Annotated in this window: 16 protein-coding genes; 14 read left to right on the forward strand and 2 right to left on the reverse strand. The window is 65.7% G+C overall.

Going from position 1 to position 15,025, the window contains the following annotated elements:
* Positions 1 to 221 precede the first annotated feature (221 nt).
* The 3 genes from O3299_RS23550 (at position 222) to O3299_RS23560 (ending at position 2,431) form a co-directional block, all read left to right on the forward strand.
* The gene (locus tag O3299_RS23550) at positions 222 to 779 is read left to right on the forward strand and encodes a helix-turn-helix domain-containing protein (protein ID WP_034753667.1); all 558 of its coding nucleotides are present in this window, start codon (positions 222 to 224) and stop codon (positions 777 to 779) included.
* 161 nt (positions 780 to 940) lie between these two features.
* Positions 941 to 1,378 (forward strand): CHRD domain-containing protein, encoded by a 438-nt coding sequence (locus tag O3299_RS23555; protein ID WP_305063313.1) that lies wholly within the window; start codon positions 941 to 943, stop codon positions 1,376 to 1,378.
* 99 nt (positions 1,379 to 1,477) lie between these two features.
* Positions 1,478 to 2,431: an AEC family transporter gene (locus O3299_RS23560; RefSeq protein ID WP_305063314.1), complete on the forward strand. Its 954-nt coding sequence runs from the start codon at positions 1,478 to 1,480 to the stop codon at positions 2,429 to 2,431.
* Here the strand turns inward: O3299_RS23560 and O3299_RS23565 are convergent.
* Positions 2,415 to 3,068, reverse strand: a complete 654-nt coding sequence (locus O3299_RS23565; RefSeq protein WP_305053894.1) for an FMN-binding negative transcriptional regulator — start codon at positions 3,066 to 3,068, stop codon at positions 2,415 to 2,417. The two genes, O3299_RS23560 and O3299_RS23565, sit on opposite strands and share 17 nt — an antisense overlap.
* A complete protein-coding gene (locus tag O3299_RS23570) occupies positions 3,069 to 3,530 on the reverse strand; it encodes an OsmC family protein (RefSeq protein ID WP_099665649.1) in 462 nt (153 codons plus the stop codon).
* A 108-nt stretch (positions 3,531 to 3,638) separates the two neighbouring features.
* On the opposite strand from O3299_RS23570, the gene O3299_RS23575 reads away from it, so the two are divergent.
* The 11 genes from O3299_RS23575 to O3299_RS23625 all read left to right on the forward strand — a co-directional run bounded on the left by O3299_RS23575 (position 3,639) and on the right by O3299_RS23625 (position 15,005).
* A complete protein-coding gene (locus tag O3299_RS23575) occupies positions 3,639 to 5,114 on the forward strand; it encodes a PLP-dependent aminotransferase family protein (RefSeq protein ID WP_305053895.1) in 1,476 nt (491 codons plus the stop codon).
* 38 nt (positions 5,115 to 5,152) lie between these two features.
* Positions 5,153 to 5,716 carry a DNA-3-methyladenine glycosylase I gene (locus tag O3299_RS23580; protein WP_305053896.1) on the forward strand — a complete coding sequence of 188 codons (564 nt, stop codon included), beginning with the start codon at positions 5,153 to 5,155 and terminating at the stop codon, positions 5,714 to 5,716.
* Positions 5,716 to 7,347 (forward strand): FAD-dependent 5-carboxymethylaminomethyl-2-thiouridine(34) oxidoreductase MnmC, encoded by a 1,632-nt coding sequence (mnmC, locus tag O3299_RS23585; RefSeq protein ID WP_305053897.1) that lies wholly within the window; start codon positions 5,716 to 5,718, stop codon positions 7,345 to 7,347. Before O3299_RS23580 ends, mnmC begins: the two co-directional genes overlap by 1 nt.
* 197 nt (positions 7,348 to 7,544) lie before the next feature.
* Positions 7,545 to 8,042 (forward strand): rhodanese-like domain-containing protein, encoded by a 498-nt coding sequence (locus tag O3299_RS23590; protein ID WP_305053898.1) that lies wholly within the window; start codon positions 7,545 to 7,547, stop codon positions 8,040 to 8,042.
* A 19-nt stretch (positions 8,043 to 8,061) separates the two neighbouring features.
* The gene (epsC, locus tag O3299_RS23595) at positions 8,062 to 9,048 is read left to right on the forward strand and encodes a serine O-acetyltransferase EpsC (protein ID WP_305053899.1); all 987 of its coding nucleotides are present in this window, start codon (positions 8,062 to 8,064) and stop codon (positions 9,046 to 9,048) included.
* A 7-nt stretch (positions 9,049 to 9,055) separates the two neighbouring features.
* Positions 9,056 to 9,280, forward strand: coding sequence for a helix-turn-helix domain-containing protein (locus O3299_RS23600; protein WP_034784364.1), 225 nt, complete (start codon positions 9,056 to 9,058; stop codon positions 9,278 to 9,280).
* A 118-nt stretch (positions 9,281 to 9,398) separates the two neighbouring features.
* Positions 9,399 to 10,328: a family 2A encapsulin nanocompartment shell protein gene (locus O3299_RS23605; protein ID WP_034784363.1), complete on the forward strand. Its 930-nt coding sequence runs from the start codon at positions 9,399 to 9,401 to the stop codon at positions 10,326 to 10,328.
* Positions 10,303 to 12,105, forward strand: a complete 1,803-nt coding sequence (locus O3299_RS23610; RefSeq protein ID WP_305053900.1) for a family 2A encapsulin nanocompartment cargo protein cysteine desulfurase — start codon at positions 10,303 to 10,305, stop codon at positions 12,103 to 12,105. The genes O3299_RS23605 and O3299_RS23610 overlap by 26 nt, the downstream gene beginning before the upstream one ends.
* 158 nt (positions 12,106 to 12,263) lie before the next feature.
* Positions 12,264 to 12,983, forward strand: a complete 720-nt coding sequence (locus O3299_RS23615) for a sensor histidine kinase KdpD (protein WP_305053901.1) — start codon at positions 12,264 to 12,266, stop codon at positions 12,981 to 12,983.
* Positions 12,984 to 12,994: 11 nt separating this feature from the next.
* A complete protein-coding gene (locus O3299_RS23620) occupies positions 12,995 to 14,725 on the forward strand; it encodes a tetratricopeptide repeat-containing response regulator (RefSeq protein ID WP_305053902.1) in 1,731 nt (576 codons plus the stop codon).
* Complete coding sequence (locus tag O3299_RS23625) at positions 14,709 to 15,005, forward strand: hypothetical protein (protein WP_251349309.1); 297 nt, start codon at positions 14,709 to 14,711, stop codon at positions 15,003 to 15,005. Before O3299_RS23620 ends, O3299_RS23625 begins: the two co-directional genes overlap by 17 nt.
* Positions 15,006 to 15,025 lie beyond the last annotated feature (20 nt).

Below are 15,025 nucleotides of genomic sequence, written 5' to 3' on the forward strand. Positions count from 1 at the left end.
AGCGACGCCGCAGGGCAAGGCTGACACCATTTTTCGTACCGGGTTGAGGGGGACAGAACGAGCCATGATTGTACTGGAACAAGAAAAGTGTGAGTTTGTGCGTATTTTCAGGCCGCCATCATGGGGTGAGCGTAGCTTTCAAGATGATAGTAACTAAGTTTCTGTATTGCAACTGAAATACTTTTTCGATTGTTGTGTTGAATCAACGTGAGGAGATGGTCATGAAACATACCAACTTTAATAATTTGCCTTGCCCGATCGCACGCAGCCTGGGCAAGGTGGGCGAATGGTGGAGCATCCTCATCCTGCGCGAAGCGTTTTACGGCAAGACGCGTTTCGACGAATTTGAAAAAAGCCTCAAGATTGCGCCCACCATCCTGACGCGCCGCCTGGCCGACCTGGTGGAAGGGGGCTTGATGACGCGCCGCCTGTATTGCGCCAAGCCGCCCCGCTACGACTATGTGCTGACCAAGTCCGGGCGCGCCTTCAAGCCCGTCTTGCTGGCGTTTATTGCCTGGGGTAACGAGAACTTCGCCCCCGAAGGCGCCAGCCTCGTCATCGCCAGCCGCGACACGGGCCTGGCCGCCGATCCGGTGCTGGTCGACGCCACGACGGGCTTGCCCATCAACGACGAGTATTACGCGTTCGCGCCAGGGCCTGCCGCCAGCGACAGCATGCGCAGCATCATCCTCGATGCGGAAAAAAGCAGCGGCATCGCGCCCAAGCCGAAGGCGCCGGCCGCCAACCGCGGCTGGGTGGCGGAAGGCCACCTGGCCTGAACGCGGGCTGGCAGGCGAGCAGCAAGTTTGGCGTACAGCAAAGCGGACACGGCGGCATGGCGTTACTGTCGCACTATGCAACTCAAGTGCGGCGTACGCCCGGCTCGGCTGTACGGGCAGGGCGCCATCCGTGATCCGATGTCCGTTGAGGGAGTATTGCGATGAGCACACTGCAACAACACGTACGCCGCGCCGCCAGCGTGCTGGCGCTGGCCGCCCTGCTGGGCGCCTGTTCCCACGGCCCGCATCATCCGGGCGGCCTTGACGTCACCTTGACGGGCGCGCAGGAAGTGCCGGCCAATACCAGCACGGCCAGCGGCAGCAGCAATATCCGCGTCGCCCACGACCGCGGCGTCAGCGGCGGCGTGCGCTACACGGGCATGGTGGCCACCGTCGCGCACATCCATGAAGCGCCCGCCGGCGCCAACGGCCCCGTCATCGTGCCGCTGGTGAAAACCGCCGAAGGCATGTTTGCCGTGCCGGCCGGCACCATGCTCACGCCGCCCCAGTATGCGAGCTACCAGGCCGGCAACCTGTACGTGAACGTGCACAGCGCCGCCTATCCGGCCGGCGAAATCCGCGCCCAGCTCAAGCCCTAGCGGGCCGCCTGCGTTTTTCCGAAAACCTCCTTGGGCCGCGCGAGCGGCCTTTTTTTGCGCCAGGCGGCCGGCCGGTGCAGCGCGCTACAATGGCGCTCCATGCTGACCATCCTCGCCATCACCTTTCCCTTCTTCGCCCTGGTGCTGTGCGGCTACCTGGCCGTGCGGCGCAAGCTGCTGTCGCTGGCCGCCATCGGCGGCTTGAACAGTTTTGTCCTGTACTTCGCGCTGCCCTGCATGCTGTACCGCTTCGGCGCCGCCACGCCCATCGCGCAGCTGCTCGACGCCAGCGTGTTCGGCGTCTACCTGCTGTGCGCCCTGATCATGGTGGGCGTCACCACGGCCATGACCTTGAGCCACCGCATCGACTGGAACAACGCCGCCTTCGGTGCGCTGGTGGCGGCTTTCCCGAATACGGGTTTCATGGGCGTGCCCCTGCTATTGACCTTGCTCGGTCCCCGCTCCTCGGGCCCCGTCATCGTCACCATCGTCGTCGACATGCTCATTACCAGCTCGCTGTGCATCGCCCTGTCGCGCATCGGCAGCGGCGGCGCGCACGGCAGCCGCGCGGCCGTCATGAATGCCTTGAAGGGCATGGTGGGCAATCCGATGCCGTGGGCGATTGTGCTGGGCGCCCTGACGTCGTGGCTGGAACTGGCCTTGCCCAAGCCGTTGACGCAGACGGTGGGCCTGCTGGCCGACGCCGCCTCGCCGGTGGCCCTGTTTACCATCGGCGCCGTGCTGGCCCGTTCGCAAATGAGCACGAGCGACCCGGCGCCACTGGGCGAGTATGTGCCCGTGGCGCTGAAAAAACTGCTGCTGCATCCGCTGCTGGTGTGGGGCATCGGCCACGCGGCCATCGCGCTGGGCGCGCCGCTCGATCCGTTTGCGCTGACCTGCATGGTGTTGGTGGCTTGCCTGCCCAGCGCCAGCAACGTCTCGCTGCTGTCGGAACGTTTTGGGGCAAACACGGCGCGCATCGCCCGCATCATTCTGGTCTCGACGGCACTGTCGTTTTTGACGTTTTCGGCGGCTGTCAGCTGGCTGACTTGACGTTGGCGGCGATCAGCGCGCCCAGGGCCTGCGCCGCGCCGGCTTGCGTGTCCAGCGCCAGGCCATGCGCCATGCTGGCCTGGTCCTGCATGCTGCGGTTCTGCCCCAGCTTCCATTTTCCCGTGATGCGCGTGAGGGGAATCTCGATGCCGACGATGGCTTTCAAGAGTTTCTCGATGTAGCTGGCCGGCGCATCGCCCACTTTCCAAGGCGCGGCTTGATCTGCCTCATGGCGCGCCGTCAGGCGCTCCAGCAATCCCAGCAGCCACGCCGCGTCGTCGATGGCGCGCAGGGGGCCGTGCGCGTGCACGACCGCGTAGTTGAAGGTGGGGACTTCCTTGCCGCTGCGCTGCTTTTCCGCATACCAGGCGGGCGTGATGTAGGCGTGCGGCCCCTGGAAGATCACCATGCAGTCATCGCTCCCGCCGGCCACGCGCCACAGCGGGTTGGCGCGCGCCACGTGGGCGCGCAGGATGCCGAATGGTGCCTCGGGCGTGGGCGCGGCGATCTCGAACGGCAGGTGGTCGGCGCACAGGCCATAGTCGCCATGGCGCACCAGCGCGCCCAGCGGATGCGCCTGGACCAGGCCATGCAGCACCTCGAGGCGCTCTTCGCGGAAGGTGGCGGGCGTGTACATCTAGTGGGCTCCTTCCACGACCACGTCGGCCGTCAGCGAATTGGCGATGTAGCAGCGCTCGTGCGCGTCGTGGTGCAGGGCGGCCAGCGCCTCGGGCGAGGGCGGCGTTCCCGCGAAGACGATGCGCGGACGCAGCACGATGCGCGTCATGGCCTGGCGCCCGGCGGCATTTTTTCCCAGCTCGCCGACGGCGTCGTCGCGGTAGTCGTCGATGACGTAGCCGCGCTGCGCTGCCAGCGACAGGAAGAACAGCATGTGGCAGCTCGACGTGGCGGCCACCAGCGCTTCTTCCGGATCGACGTTGGCCGCCACCGACATGGGCAACGGCACGGACAGGGGCGACGACGAAGCGGGTACCGTCAGGCCGCCGTCGAACTGCCATTCATGGCCGCGGCTGTAGCGCTGGCCGGCGAAATCCTGGCCGTCACGCTGCCAGGCCACGGTGGCGAAAAACTGATGCATGGGTGCTCCGCAAGAGTAGAAGGGGGATGCACCATCTTAGCGCCAGTCTTGGCTATTTAAAACAGCCAATAAGTGCTATCTTGAAGCTACCAATTCAAGAATGCCATCATGCCAGTTTCCCACCTGCACCAGGTTATCGCCGCCTTGCCGCTGCAGCGCGGCGCCAGCGAGCCGCTGTTTCGCCAGCTGTATGCGGCCATCAAGGCCGCCATCCTCGATGGCCGCATGAGTCCCGGCATGCAGCTGCCGCCCACGCGCGACTTTTGCCGCCTGCTGGCCGTGTCGCGCCAGACGGTGCTCAATGCGTATGCGCAGCTGGCGGCCGAAGGCTATCTCGATGGCGCCGTGGGGCGCGGCACCTTTGTCAGCCGCGACGTTCCTCTGCCTGTCCCTGCCGCGGCGCCGGGCTTGCTGCGGCCCCTGTCGGCGCGCGGGCAGGGCGTGGTGGCGGCCATGCGCCAGGTGGCGTTCCACCGGGGGCCGCTGCGCGCCTTTCGCGTCGGCATGCCGCGCATCGACCATTTTCCGTTCGACGTGTGGAACCGCCTGGAAGCGCGGCGCTGGCGCCGTCCCGATCACCATTTCGGCTACAGCGACCCGGCCGGCTACCTGCCGCTGCGCGAACTGCTGTGCGTGTACCTGAAGGCGTCGCGCGGCGTCCAGTGCACGCCGCAGCAGATCGTCATCACCTCAGGTTCGCAGCAGGCGCTGTTCCTGCTGTCGACCATTCTGCTGGCGCCCGGCGACGCGGCCTGGATGGAGTCGCCCGGCTACCGGGGCGCCAGCGGCCCGCTGCGCGCGGCCGGCGCGCGCGTCTTTCCCGTCCCCGTCGATGCGCAGGGGCTCGACGTGGCGTATGGCGTGGCGCATTGCCCGCTGGCGAAGCTGGCCTACGTGACGCCTTCGCACCAGATGCCGCTGGGCGTGAGCATGAGCTTGCCCCGCCGCCTGGCCTTGCTGGCCTGGGCCGCGCAAAATAAAGCCTGGCTGGTGGAAGACGATTACGACAGCGAATACCGCTACACGGGCGCGCCGCTGGCCTCGCTGCAAAGCCTGGACCGGGCCGGTTGCGTGGTGTACGTGGGCACCTTGTCGAAAGTGCTGTTCCCGGGCCTGCGCCTGGGCTACATGGTGGCGCCGCCCGCGCTGGCCGAAGCGCTGGTGCAGGCCAAGGCCGTGATGGACCGCCACACGGCCATCGTGCCGCAGATGGCGCTGGCCGACTTCATCGCCGAGGGCCACTTTGGCCGGCATATCCGCCGCACGCGCGACAGCAATGCCGAGCGGCGCGACCTGCTGGTGCGTGGCCTGGCGCGCGAACTCGACGATCAGCTCGCCTGCGGTCCGGCCGACAGCGGCCTGGAACTGTGCGCGTATTTCCGCGGCAGCCATGACGAGGAAGCGGTGTCGCGCGCGGGCCTGGCGCGGGGCATCGAATTGCGTCCGCTGGGCCACTATGCCGATCCGGCGGCGGGGCCGGAGTGCGCCACGCCGCCCGGGCTGCTGCTGGGCTTTGCGGCGATTCCCCCGGCCGAGATGGCGCACGGCTTGCTGGAACTGGGACGCCTCCTGCGCGGCCGATAAACTATACTGGCACTTGCCTGCACATGAAGAACACGACCATGAATATTACCCGCTGCTCCTGGGCCAATCCGGCCAATCCCCGTTATCTCGATTACCACGATACGGAGTGGGGCGTGCCCTGCCACGACGAGCGCCGGCTGTTCGAGATGCTGAACCTGGAAGGCGCGCAGGCTGGCCTGAGCTGGGAAACCATCCTCAACAAGCGCGACACCTACCGCGCCGCCTTCGATAACTGGGATGCGGAAAAGATCGCCGCGTATGGCCCGGACAAGGTGGCGCAGCTGCTGCTCGACCCGGGCATCGTGCGCAACCGCCTGAAGGTGGCGGCGGCCATCACGAATGCGCAAGCCTATTTGCGCCTGCGCGCGGAAGGGCAGACCCTGGACAGCTTCCTGTGGGCGTATGTCGATGGCCAGCCCATCGTCAACAGCTGGCAGACCGGCGAGCGTCCCGCCAAGACGGCCTTGTCCGACAAACTGTCGAAAGATTTGCTCAAGCGGGGCTTCAAGTTCGTCGGCTCGACCATCATCTACGCCTACATGCAGGGCATCGGCATGGTCGACGACCATGCGCCCGCCTGCTTTTGTCGTGCGGGGCGTTGATGCGCCGCGCGCTGGTCCTGCTCGACACGGATTTTGACGGCGCCCGCTTGCGCGCCGCCTGTGCGGCGCATGGCGGCCGCCGCCTCCATTACATCGCGCTGGCGCCGCGTCCCGTCGATGCGCGCCACTTGCCCGAGCAGTGGCGCGCGCAGTGGCCGCCCTGCGTGCCGGGCCTGCACCGCATGGTGTCGCACGATGGCCTTGTCACGCTCGATGTGCTGATCGGCGAGCCCGATGCCTGCCTGGCGCAATTGTCGGCGCGTGTCGACGAAGTGCATCTGGCCTGGGTGCCGGCAGCCACGCCCGTGCTGGCGCGCCTGATGGTCGATGGCGCCCGCCTGCAGGCCGTGCACCTGGACGAGGCGCAGCGCATGGCGCTGCAAAAGAACGGTTTTGTCTTCGACGAGAGCCGTTTGCGCGCCATGTTTTATGCGCGGCGCGCAGAGCACGTGGCTGCCGTGGCGCCCGAGCGGCGCGCCATCGTCATCGGCGCGGGCGTGGCCGGTGCGGCCGCCTGCGAACGCCTGGCCGCGCGCGGCTGGAAGGTGACCTTGATCGAACGCCATGCACAGCCGGCCAGCGAGGCGTCGGGCAACCTGGCCGGCATCTTCATGCCGCAGCTGTCGAAGGACGACAATATCGCCACGCGCCTGGTACGCGCCGCCTACCTGTACTCGCTGCGCTACTGGCAGGACCTGGGCGGTATCGGCAGCGCCTTTGATGGCGCGCAATGCGGCGTGCTGCAGCTGGCGCGCGATGACGCGCATGCGCAGGTGCAGCGGCAGATCGCCGCCAGCGGCCTGTATCCGCGCGAATTCGCCCGCTGGCTGGAAGCGCCCGAGGCGGGGGCCATGCTGGGCGCGCCGGCGCCCGATGGCGCCTGGTGGTTCGAACAGGGCGGCTGGGCGCGCCCGTCCTCCGTCTGCGCGGCCATGCTCGACGCCTGCGGCGCCTTGCTCACGCGGCGCTTTTCCAGCAGCGCCCTGCGCCTGGAACGCGGCGATCAGGAATGGCTGGTGCGCGATGCGCAAGGTACCCTGATCGCGGCCGCGCCCACCGTCATCCTGGCGGCGGGCACGGGGGCCGTGGATGTCGAGCAGGCGGCCGGCCTGCCGCTGGACGCCGTGCGCGGGCAGGTCACGCACCTGGCCGAAGGCCGCTTGCCTTCGTTGCCGTTCGTCGTCTGCCGCGAAGCCTACATGACGCCGGCACACCAGGGTGTCGTGTGCGTGGGCGCCAGCTACGATGCGGACGCGGACACCACGTTGCGCCCATCGAGCCAGGAAGAAAATATCGCGAAGATCGCCGACATCCTTGGCGTAGCCCCGTTCGAGGCGCCGCTGGCCGGGCGCACGGGCTTTCGCTGCGTGGCGCCGGACCGTTTGCCGCTGGCGGGCGCCTTGCCCGACCCCGGCGTGCCAGGCCGCTGCGAGCGCCTGCGCGACGTGCCCCGCTGGCCCGGCCTGTTCGGCTTGCTCGGCTATGCCTCGCGCGGCCTGATCTGGGCGCCGCTGGCGGCCGAGCTGCTGGCTTGCCAGCTGGAGGGCGAGCCGCTGCCGCTGGAGAGTCAATTGGCCGCCGCTTTGGACCCTGCGCGCTTTTTATTACGAGAGCGCCGTAGAGCATATTGATTCTGGTCTTTTTCTAATTTACCCCCCAAACAAGTTCTGGGGTCAGACCCGGCGGGTCTGACCCCGGCTTTACGCTGCAATATCTCCATATACGTTTTTCAGCTTTCCAAACTCTTTTTAATTTGTTTTCCGAACAACATAAGTTCGCTACAGTGGACTCGTGCTGGTTTTTGACGACGGAATAAAGAGGTGGAAAGATGGCTGCTGCAGAACTGATTTTCGATCCCCGCGCCGCGCACGGCGAGGCGGCGTTTGACGAAGTGCTCAATCTCGCGCGTACCCAGGCGCAGGCGCAGGGCTTGCCGTATGCGGGCATCGTCAGTGCGCAGGATGCATGGCAGCTGGTGCAGGCCGGCAAAGCCGTGCTGGTCGACGTGCGCACGAATGAAGAACGCACCTTCGTCGGCTACGTGCCCGCCTCGCTGCACGTGGCGTGGGCGACCGGCACGTCCATGAACCGCAATCCCCGCTTCACGCGCGAACTGGAAGCGAAAGTGGGTGGCAAGGACGCCGTCGTGGTGTTGCTGTGCCGCAGCGGCAAGCGCTCGGCCGCAGCTGCCGAAGCGGCGGCCAAGGCCGGTTTCACGCACATCTTCAATATCGCGCAAGGCTTCGAGGGCGACCTCGACGAGCAGCAGCAGCGTGGCCACAGCGGTGGCTGGCGCTGGCATGCGCTGCCCTGGCTGCAAGATTAAATCTCCCTTCAGGATCACCATGAACCAGCGAGCCATCCCCCCCGCCTCCCTTGCCGCGCAGCCGCAATGGGAATTGCGCCAGATCGTCGATGAATTGCGCGCCGTGCGCGAGCAGTGGCGCGAAGGACTGGCCAGCAACCAGGAGTGCGGCGCGCGCGAATTCCCGTCGCGCCAGCACTTGCACGACATCATCAAAGCCCTGTGCGCGGCCCTGTTCCCCATGCGCCTGGGTCCCCTCGACCTGCAGCAGGAGAGCGAGGATTTCTTTGTCGGCCACACGCTCGACACGACCCTCACGGGCTTGCACGAACAGGTGCGGCGCGAACTCAGCTACCACGCGCGCCAGCACGGCTTGCAGCAGACGGTGTCCATCGAACAGCAGGCGCTGGCCATCGTGCAGCGCTTCGCCCGCACGCTGCCGCGCATCCGTGCCCAGCTCGACACGGACGTGGCGGCCGCCTTCCATGGCGACCCGGCCGCGCACAGCGTCGACGAAGTGCTGCTGTGCTATCCGGGCATCCTGGCCATCATCCATTACCGCCTGGCGCACACCTTGTATGCACTGGGCGCGCCGCTGGTGGCGCGCATCATCGCCGAAGTGGCCCATTCGCAGACGGGCATCGACATCCACCCGGGCGCCATCATCGGCAGCAGCTTTTTCATCGACCATGGTACGGGCGTGGTGATCGGCGAGACGGCCATCATCGGCGAACGGGTACGTATCTACCAGGCCGTCACCCTGGGCGCCAAGCGCTTTCCCGCCGGCGCCGACGGCGTGCTGAAAAAGGGACTGGCGCGCCACCCCATCGTGCAGGACGACGTGGTCATCTACGCGGGCGCGACGATCCTGGGACGGGTGACCATCGGCCAGGGCTCCGTCATCGGCGGCAATGTCTGGCTGACCCGCAGCGTGGCGCCTGGTAGCCATGTCACGCAAGCGCATAACCAGCAGGAGGCGCCGGAGTTGCCGGCGCCATCCCACCCCGCTTTTGCCCACCACCCATGAGGACAGCATGTTGATCAAACAGTTTGGACTGGCCGTGCGCCAGTTGCGCGAAGGGCATGGCTGGTCGCAGGAGCGCCTGGCCGAAGCGGCCGACTTGAACCGCTCCTTCATCGGCGAAATCGAACGGGGCGCCGCCACGCCGTCGCTGCTGACGGTGGAAAAGCTGGCCGGCGCGCTGGGCATCGGCCTGGCGGGACTGATGGCGCGCTGCGAGCCGGAATTGGTGGATTAAAGCGGGTGGATTAAAACGTCGCGTTGATGGCGATAGCATGTTGAGAGATCAGGGGAGACGCTTGATACTTTATTTGTTTTTCAGATAAGCATATTCACTTTTCTCATCAGGAGTAGTCATGGCAGAAGCAACAGAGAACCAGTTCGCGCTGGGCGACAACGCCGCGCGCCAGCTGGCCAATGCAAGCAAGAGCGTCCCCCAGCTGTCCACGATCACGCCGCGCTGGCTCGTGCATCTGCTGCAATGGCTGCCCGTGGAAGCGGGTATCTACCGCCTGAACCGCGTGAAAAATCCGAAGGACGTGCGCGTGGCCTGCTCGCAGCGCGACGAGTCGGAACTGCCGCAAACCTTCGTCGACTACGACGACCAGCCGCGCGAATACTTCCTCAATGCCGTCAGCACGGTGCTCGACGTGCACACGCGCGTGTCGGACCTGTACAGCAGTCCGCACGACCAGATCAAGGAGCAGCTGCGCCTGACCATCGAAACGATCAAGGAGCGCCAGGAAAGCGAATTGATCAACAATCCCGACTACGGCCTGCTGGCCAGCGTGCACGACGACCAGCGCATCTTTACCCTGACGGGCGCGCCCACGCCGGACGACCTCGACGAACTGCTGACGAAAGTGTGGAAGGAGCCGGGCTTTTTCCTCGCGCATCCGCTGGCCATTGCCGCCTTCGGCCGCGAATGCACGCGCCGCGGCGTGCCGCCGCCGACCGTCAGCCTGTTCGGTTCCCAGTTCCTCACGTGGCGCGGCGTGCCGCTGGTGCCGTCCGACAAGCTGCCCATCGAAGACGGCAAGACGAAGATCATCCTGCTGCGCGCGGGCGAACAGCGCCAGGGCGTGATCGGCCTGTTCCAGCCTGGCCTGGCGGGCGAGCAAAGCCCGGGCCTGTCCGTGCGCTTCATGGGCATCAACCGCCACGCGATTTCGTCCTACCTGATTTCGCTGTATTGCTCGCTGGCCGTGCTGACCGACGATGCGCTGGCCGTACTGGAAGACGTGGAGATCGGTAAATACCATGACTACCCAGACACCTACAAGTGATGGCGCGGCGGGCTTGCCTGCCGTCCCGTTTTTACCCGACGAAGCGACCTTGAACCGCCTGGCGGGCGAGTTTTTCGCGCGCCTGCCGGGCTTGGACAAGTCTCCCAGCCTCGGTGGTTCCGGCAGCGTGCTCGATGCGGCGCCCCGCTATGCGAACCGTCCGCCGCCGCAGCCCGGTCCTGCGTTCGCCGCCATTGCTCCCGGCGTGGCGACGGCGCAGGTGCCGCCCGTGACGGCGCCCCTGGAAGCGCCCATTGCGCCGGCCCCCGCGTCCGTACCGACGCCGCGCTTGTCGGCGATCAATGCGCCGGCTGCACCGTCGCCGTATTATTTTATCGGTGGCGCGCATGGTTATCCCGCGTCGGGCAATGGCCTCGATGGCCTGGCGCGGCAGGGGCAAGGGCAGGCGGCGCCCGACGATGTGCGGGGCCTGTTTGCCACGCCGCAGCAGGCGCCCGCGCGCCAGCTGCCCGTCTCGCCAGCCGGTGGCCAGCCCGCGTTCTATTTCCAGACCGAGCTGCCCTCGGCGGCGACGCCTGGCCAGCACCAGACGCCGGCGCCGTTCGATGTGCACGCCGTGCGGCGCGATTTCCCCGTGCTGGCCGAGCGGGTCAACGGCAAGCCGCTGGCCTGGTTCGACAATGCGGCCACCACGCACAAGCCGCAGTCGGTGATCGACCGCGTGTCGTATTTCTATGCGCACGAAAATTCGAACATCCATCGCGCGGCCCACGCGCTGGCGGCGCGCGCCAGCGATGCGTATGAAGCGGCACGCGCCAAGGTGGCGAATTTTCTGGGCGCCGCCTCGGCCAATGAAATCATTTTCGTGCGTGGCGCAACGGAAGGCATCAACCTGGTCGCCAATACCTTTGGCCGCAAGTACATCGGCAGCGGCGACGAGATCATCGTCTCGCAGCTCGAACACCACGCCAACATCGTGCCGTGGCAGCAGCTGGCGGCGGAAAAGGGCGCGACATTGCGCGTGATTCCCGTCGACGACAGCGGACAGATCATCCTCGATGAATTCCGCAAGCTGCTCAACGGGCGCACCAAGCTGGTGTCCGTGACGCAGGTGTCGAATGCGCTGGGGACGGTGACGCCCGTGGCGCAGATCATCGCGCTCGCGCATGCGGCCGGCGTGCGTGTGCTGGTCGACGGCGCGCAGGCCGTGTCGCACCTGCGGGTGGACGTGCAGGCGCTGGGCGCCGATTTCTATGTGTTTTCGGGGCATAAAGTGTTCGGTCCGACGGGCATCGGCGCCGTGTATGGCAAGGCGGATTTGCTGGAGCAATTGCCGCCGTGGCAGGGCGGCGGCAACATGATTGCCGACGTCACGTTCGAGCGCACCGTCTACCAGGGCGTGCCGAACCGTTTCGAGGCGGGCACGGGCAATATCGCCGATGCCGTGGGCCTGGGCGCGGCCATCGACTACGTGCAGCGCATCGGCCTGGAAAACATCGCCGCCTACGAGCACGCGCTGCTGGAATACGCGACGCACCACTTGCAAGCGATTCCCGGCGTGCGTCTGATCGGCACGGCGCTGGACAAGGCCAGCGTGGCCTCGTTCGTGCTGGCCGGTTACGAGCCGGCGGAAGTGGGGCGCGCCCTCAATGACGAGGGTATCGCCGTGCGCTCGGGCCACCACTGCGCCCAGCCGATTCTGCGCCGCTTCGGCGTGGAAGCGACCGTGCGCCCTTCGTTCGCCTTCTACAACACGTATGAGGAAATCGACCGCATGATCGTCGTGGTCAGACGCCTGGCGGGCGCGCGCCGCTGATCTTGCCGCCTTGTCAAGCCGATGCCGCCCCTGCGCCTGCGGGGGCGGCATTGTTGCGTCATGTCACGGACTTTGCGCCTGGCTGGCAGGCGCCCGCAGGCTGGCGGTATAATTTATCCTTGGCAATATTCAAGCCGCGGCCCCCAAGGAGATATCCGGTGGAAGATCAACACAGCTCGCCCGAGCTTTTCCTGTTCCTGGCGTCGACCGTGCACGACATGAAAAACTCGATCAGCGTTGTCAGCGGCACCTTGGAGTCGCTGCTGGCGGCCGAGCAGGCCAAGCCCGCGCCCCAGGCCGACCCCGCCTACCTGCAGATGGCGCAGATGCTGTACCAGACCAAGCGCCTCAACGATAACCTGATCCAGCTGCTGGCCCTGTACAAGGAAGTGGGCAAGCCCGGCTACCCCTTCGACGTGCAGCCGCAACTGGTGAGCCAGGTCATCGACCAGGTGGTGGACCAGGAAAAGATCCTGCTGGCCTCGAAAGGCATCCTGCTGGAGACGGCCTGTCCGCCGGAGCTGATCTGGACCCTCGATGAAGACCTGGTCATCGGCGTGCTCGCGCATGCCATCAACAACGCCATCCGCTACACGAAAGACACGATCCGCCTGTCAGTGCGGGAGCACGACGACATGCTGGAGCTGCGCGTGGAAGACAATGGCGACGGCTATACCCAGGCCTTGCTGGACGCGGGCAGCGCGGCCATGGATGGCATGGCGGCCGGCGTGAATTTTTCCACCAACAGCACGGGACTGGGCCTGTATTTTTCCAGCGAAGTGGCAAAGATGCACAAGCACCGGGGCAGCAGCGGCAGCATCGCCCTGGAAAATGGCGGCGCGCTGGGCGGCGGCTGTTTCATCCTGCGCCTGCCCTGAACGAGGAATCCATGACGACAGACAGCCACGCCACCGCCGCCGAAGCGGGCAGCACCGACTGGGCCGACAAACATTATCTGCTGGTCGACGATTTCATCGGCATCCGCATCCTGCTGCGCGAATCGCTGCGCAACCTGGGCGCGCGGCATATCGACCAGGCGGCCAGCGGCGGCGAAGCCATGAAGCTGCTGGCCAAGACGCGCTACGACGTGGTGCTGTGCGATTACAACCTGGGCGAAGGCAAGAATGGCCAGCAAGTGCTGGAAGAGACGCGCGTGCGCAACCTGACGGCGCCGTCGAGCGTGTGGCTGATGGTGTCGGCCGAGAAAAGCGTGGAATCCGTGATGGGCGCGGCCGAGCACCAGCCCGACGCCTACCTGATCAAGCCGATCACGGAAGGCGTGCTGCTGACCCGGCTGAACCGCGTGTGGCACAAGAAGCAGGTGTTCCGCGAAATCGACCAGGCTTGCATGGAAAAGGATTATTTGCGCGCCGCCAAGCTGTGCGACGCGCAGATCGAGGTCAACAAGCTGCACGAGCTGGAATTGCTGCGCATGAAGGCCAGTTTGCTGCTGAAAAGCGGCGAGCCGGAAAAGGCCCGCGCCGTGTACGAAAAAGTGCTGGCCGAGCGCGATTACAGCTGGGCCAAGGCGGGCCTGGGCAAGATCCGCATGAATAACGGCGAACACGAGGCGGCGCGGCAGATCTTCCAGGGCGTGATCGTCGAAAACAAGTACTACATCGACGCCTACGACCAGATGGCCGTCGCCTACCAGCTGATGGGCCAGCACGAGGAAGCGTGCGGCGTGCTGGAAAAGGCGGCGCGCCTGTCGCCCAATTCCGTGCCGCGCCAGCGCAACCTGGGACTGGCGGCCCTGAAAGTGGGCAATGTCAGCATGGCGGAAAAGGCTTTCCGCAAGTGTATTTCCATCGGCGAGTTTTCCGTCATGAAGACGCCGGACGCCTACCTGGGACTGGCGCGCGTGTGCGGCCTGAAGAAGGATGCGAAAGAGGCGCTGCAGTGGCTGCTGCTGGCGCAGCGCGAATTCTCGCCCGAACAGATCGGCCTGCGCGCGAAGATCACGGAAGGCATGGTGCACCACGAAACGGGCGATTACCGGCGCGCGCGCAAGTGCGGCGACGAGCTTGAAGCCATGCTGCTGGAAGACCCGGCGCGGCCCGAGAAGGCCATCTGCATGGAGCTGGCGACCCTGCTGTTCGCCGTCGGCGTCAAGGATGCGCCGGCCGGCCTGCTGTGCTACGTGGTGAAGAACAACCACGACAACCAGGTGGTGCAGGATGAAGTGCAAAAGATATTCGACAAGGCGAAGATGGGCGACGAAGGCACGAGCCTGATCATCGCCTCGCGCAAGGAAGCGTCGGACTTGATGAACAAGGGCGTGCTGCTGTGGAAGACGGACAAGCTCAACGAAGCGGTCGCCTGGATGCGCGCGGCGCGCGAAAAACTGCCGAACAACTTGCGCATCCTGTTCAATTCCGCGCAAATCATCGTTTCCTTCCTGCAGCAGCGCGGGTTTCAGGCCGATTTGGCGGCCGAAGCCATGGAAGTGTTGTTGTATGTAGACAAAATTGCACCAGGGCAGCAGCGCTTCGCGCAATTGATGGAGCAACTGGTGCAGTTGACGCCGCCGCCCGGGCCGGAAGACGCCGTCGCGGCGCCGGAAAATGCGCCGCCGGTAGCGGAAAAAGGGGGAAAAGCCGTGCGTGAGCGTGCCGGATGATAAACTAGGGGCCAGCGTGGGTTCGCCCGTGCTTGAGTTGCTTTACAACAATAAGGAAGAAACTATGCGTGATGTGGTCAATGAAGTATACAAAAAAATGAAGGTCGGCGCCGTTGCCTGGGTACGCCCGGTCGCCGCCAAGGGAGACACGCTGGAAACATTCCAGTCTTCGTACGAGCACGCCAAGGCGCTGGCCGACGAAGGCCTGATCACGATCGGTGACGTAAAACGCCAGGCCGACAACATGATCGAGGCGATCCGCATTCATCGTATCGCCTGATCATATTGCTGGCTTGAAAC

Origin of the sequence: Janthinobacterium sp. SUN176 (assembly GCF_030587335.1) — a bacterium.
GTDB lineage: Bacteria > Pseudomonadota > Gammaproteobacteria > Burkholderiales > Burkholderiaceae_D > Janthinobacterium > Janthinobacterium kumbetense.

Bases quoted from the DNA above. Each gene is read 5' to 3' on its own strand.
- O3299_RS23570 (WP_099665649.1), bottom strand. From the start codon at position 3,530: ATGCATCAGTTTTTCGCCACCGTGGCCTGGCAGCGTGACGGCCAGGAT.
- epsC (WP_305053899.1), top strand. From the start codon at position 8,062: ATGAACCAGCGAGCCATCCCCCCCGCCTCCCTTGCCGCGCAGCCGCAA.
- O3299_RS23600 (WP_034784364.1), top strand. From the start codon at position 9,056: ATGTTGATCAAACAGTTTGGACTGGCCGTGCGCCAGTTGCGCGAAGGG.
- O3299_RS23620 (WP_305053902.1), top strand. From the start codon at position 12,995: ATGACGACAGACAGCCACGCCACCGCCGCCGAAGCGGGCAGCACCGAC.
- O3299_RS23550 (WP_034753667.1), top strand. From the start codon at position 222: ATGAAACATACCAACTTTAATAATTTGCCTTGCCCGATCGCACGCAGC.
- O3299_RS23580 (WP_305053896.1), top strand. From the start codon at position 5,153: ATGAATATTACCCGCTGCTCCTGGGCCAATCCGGCCAATCCCCGTTAT.
- O3299_RS23565 (WP_305053894.1), bottom strand. From the start codon at position 3,068: ATGTACACGCCCGCCACCTTCCGCGAAGAGCGCCTCGAGGTGCTGCAT.
- O3299_RS23575 (WP_305053895.1), top strand. From the start codon at position 3,639: ATGCCAGTTTCCCACCTGCACCAGGTTATCGCCGCCTTGCCGCTGCAG.
- O3299_RS23610 (WP_305053900.1), top strand. From the start codon at position 10,303: ATGACTACCCAGACACCTACAAGTGATGGCGCGGCGGGCTTGCCTGCC.
- O3299_RS23605 (WP_034784363.1), top strand. From the start codon at position 9,399: ATGGCAGAAGCAACAGAGAACCAGTTCGCGCTGGGCGACAACGCCGCG.
- mnmC (WP_305053897.1), top strand. From the start codon at position 5,716: ATGCGCCGCGCGCTGGTCCTGCTCGACACGGATTTTGACGGCGCCCGC.
- O3299_RS23555 (WP_305063313.1), top strand. From the start codon at position 941: ATGAGCACACTGCAACAACACGTACGCCGCGCCGCCAGCGTGCTGGCG.
- O3299_RS23590 (WP_305053898.1), top strand. From the start codon at position 7,545: ATGGCTGCTGCAGAACTGATTTTCGATCCCCGCGCCGCGCACGGCGAG.
- O3299_RS23560 (WP_305063314.1), top strand. From the start codon at position 1,478: ATGCTGACCATCCTCGCCATCACCTTTCCCTTCTTCGCCCTGGTGCTG.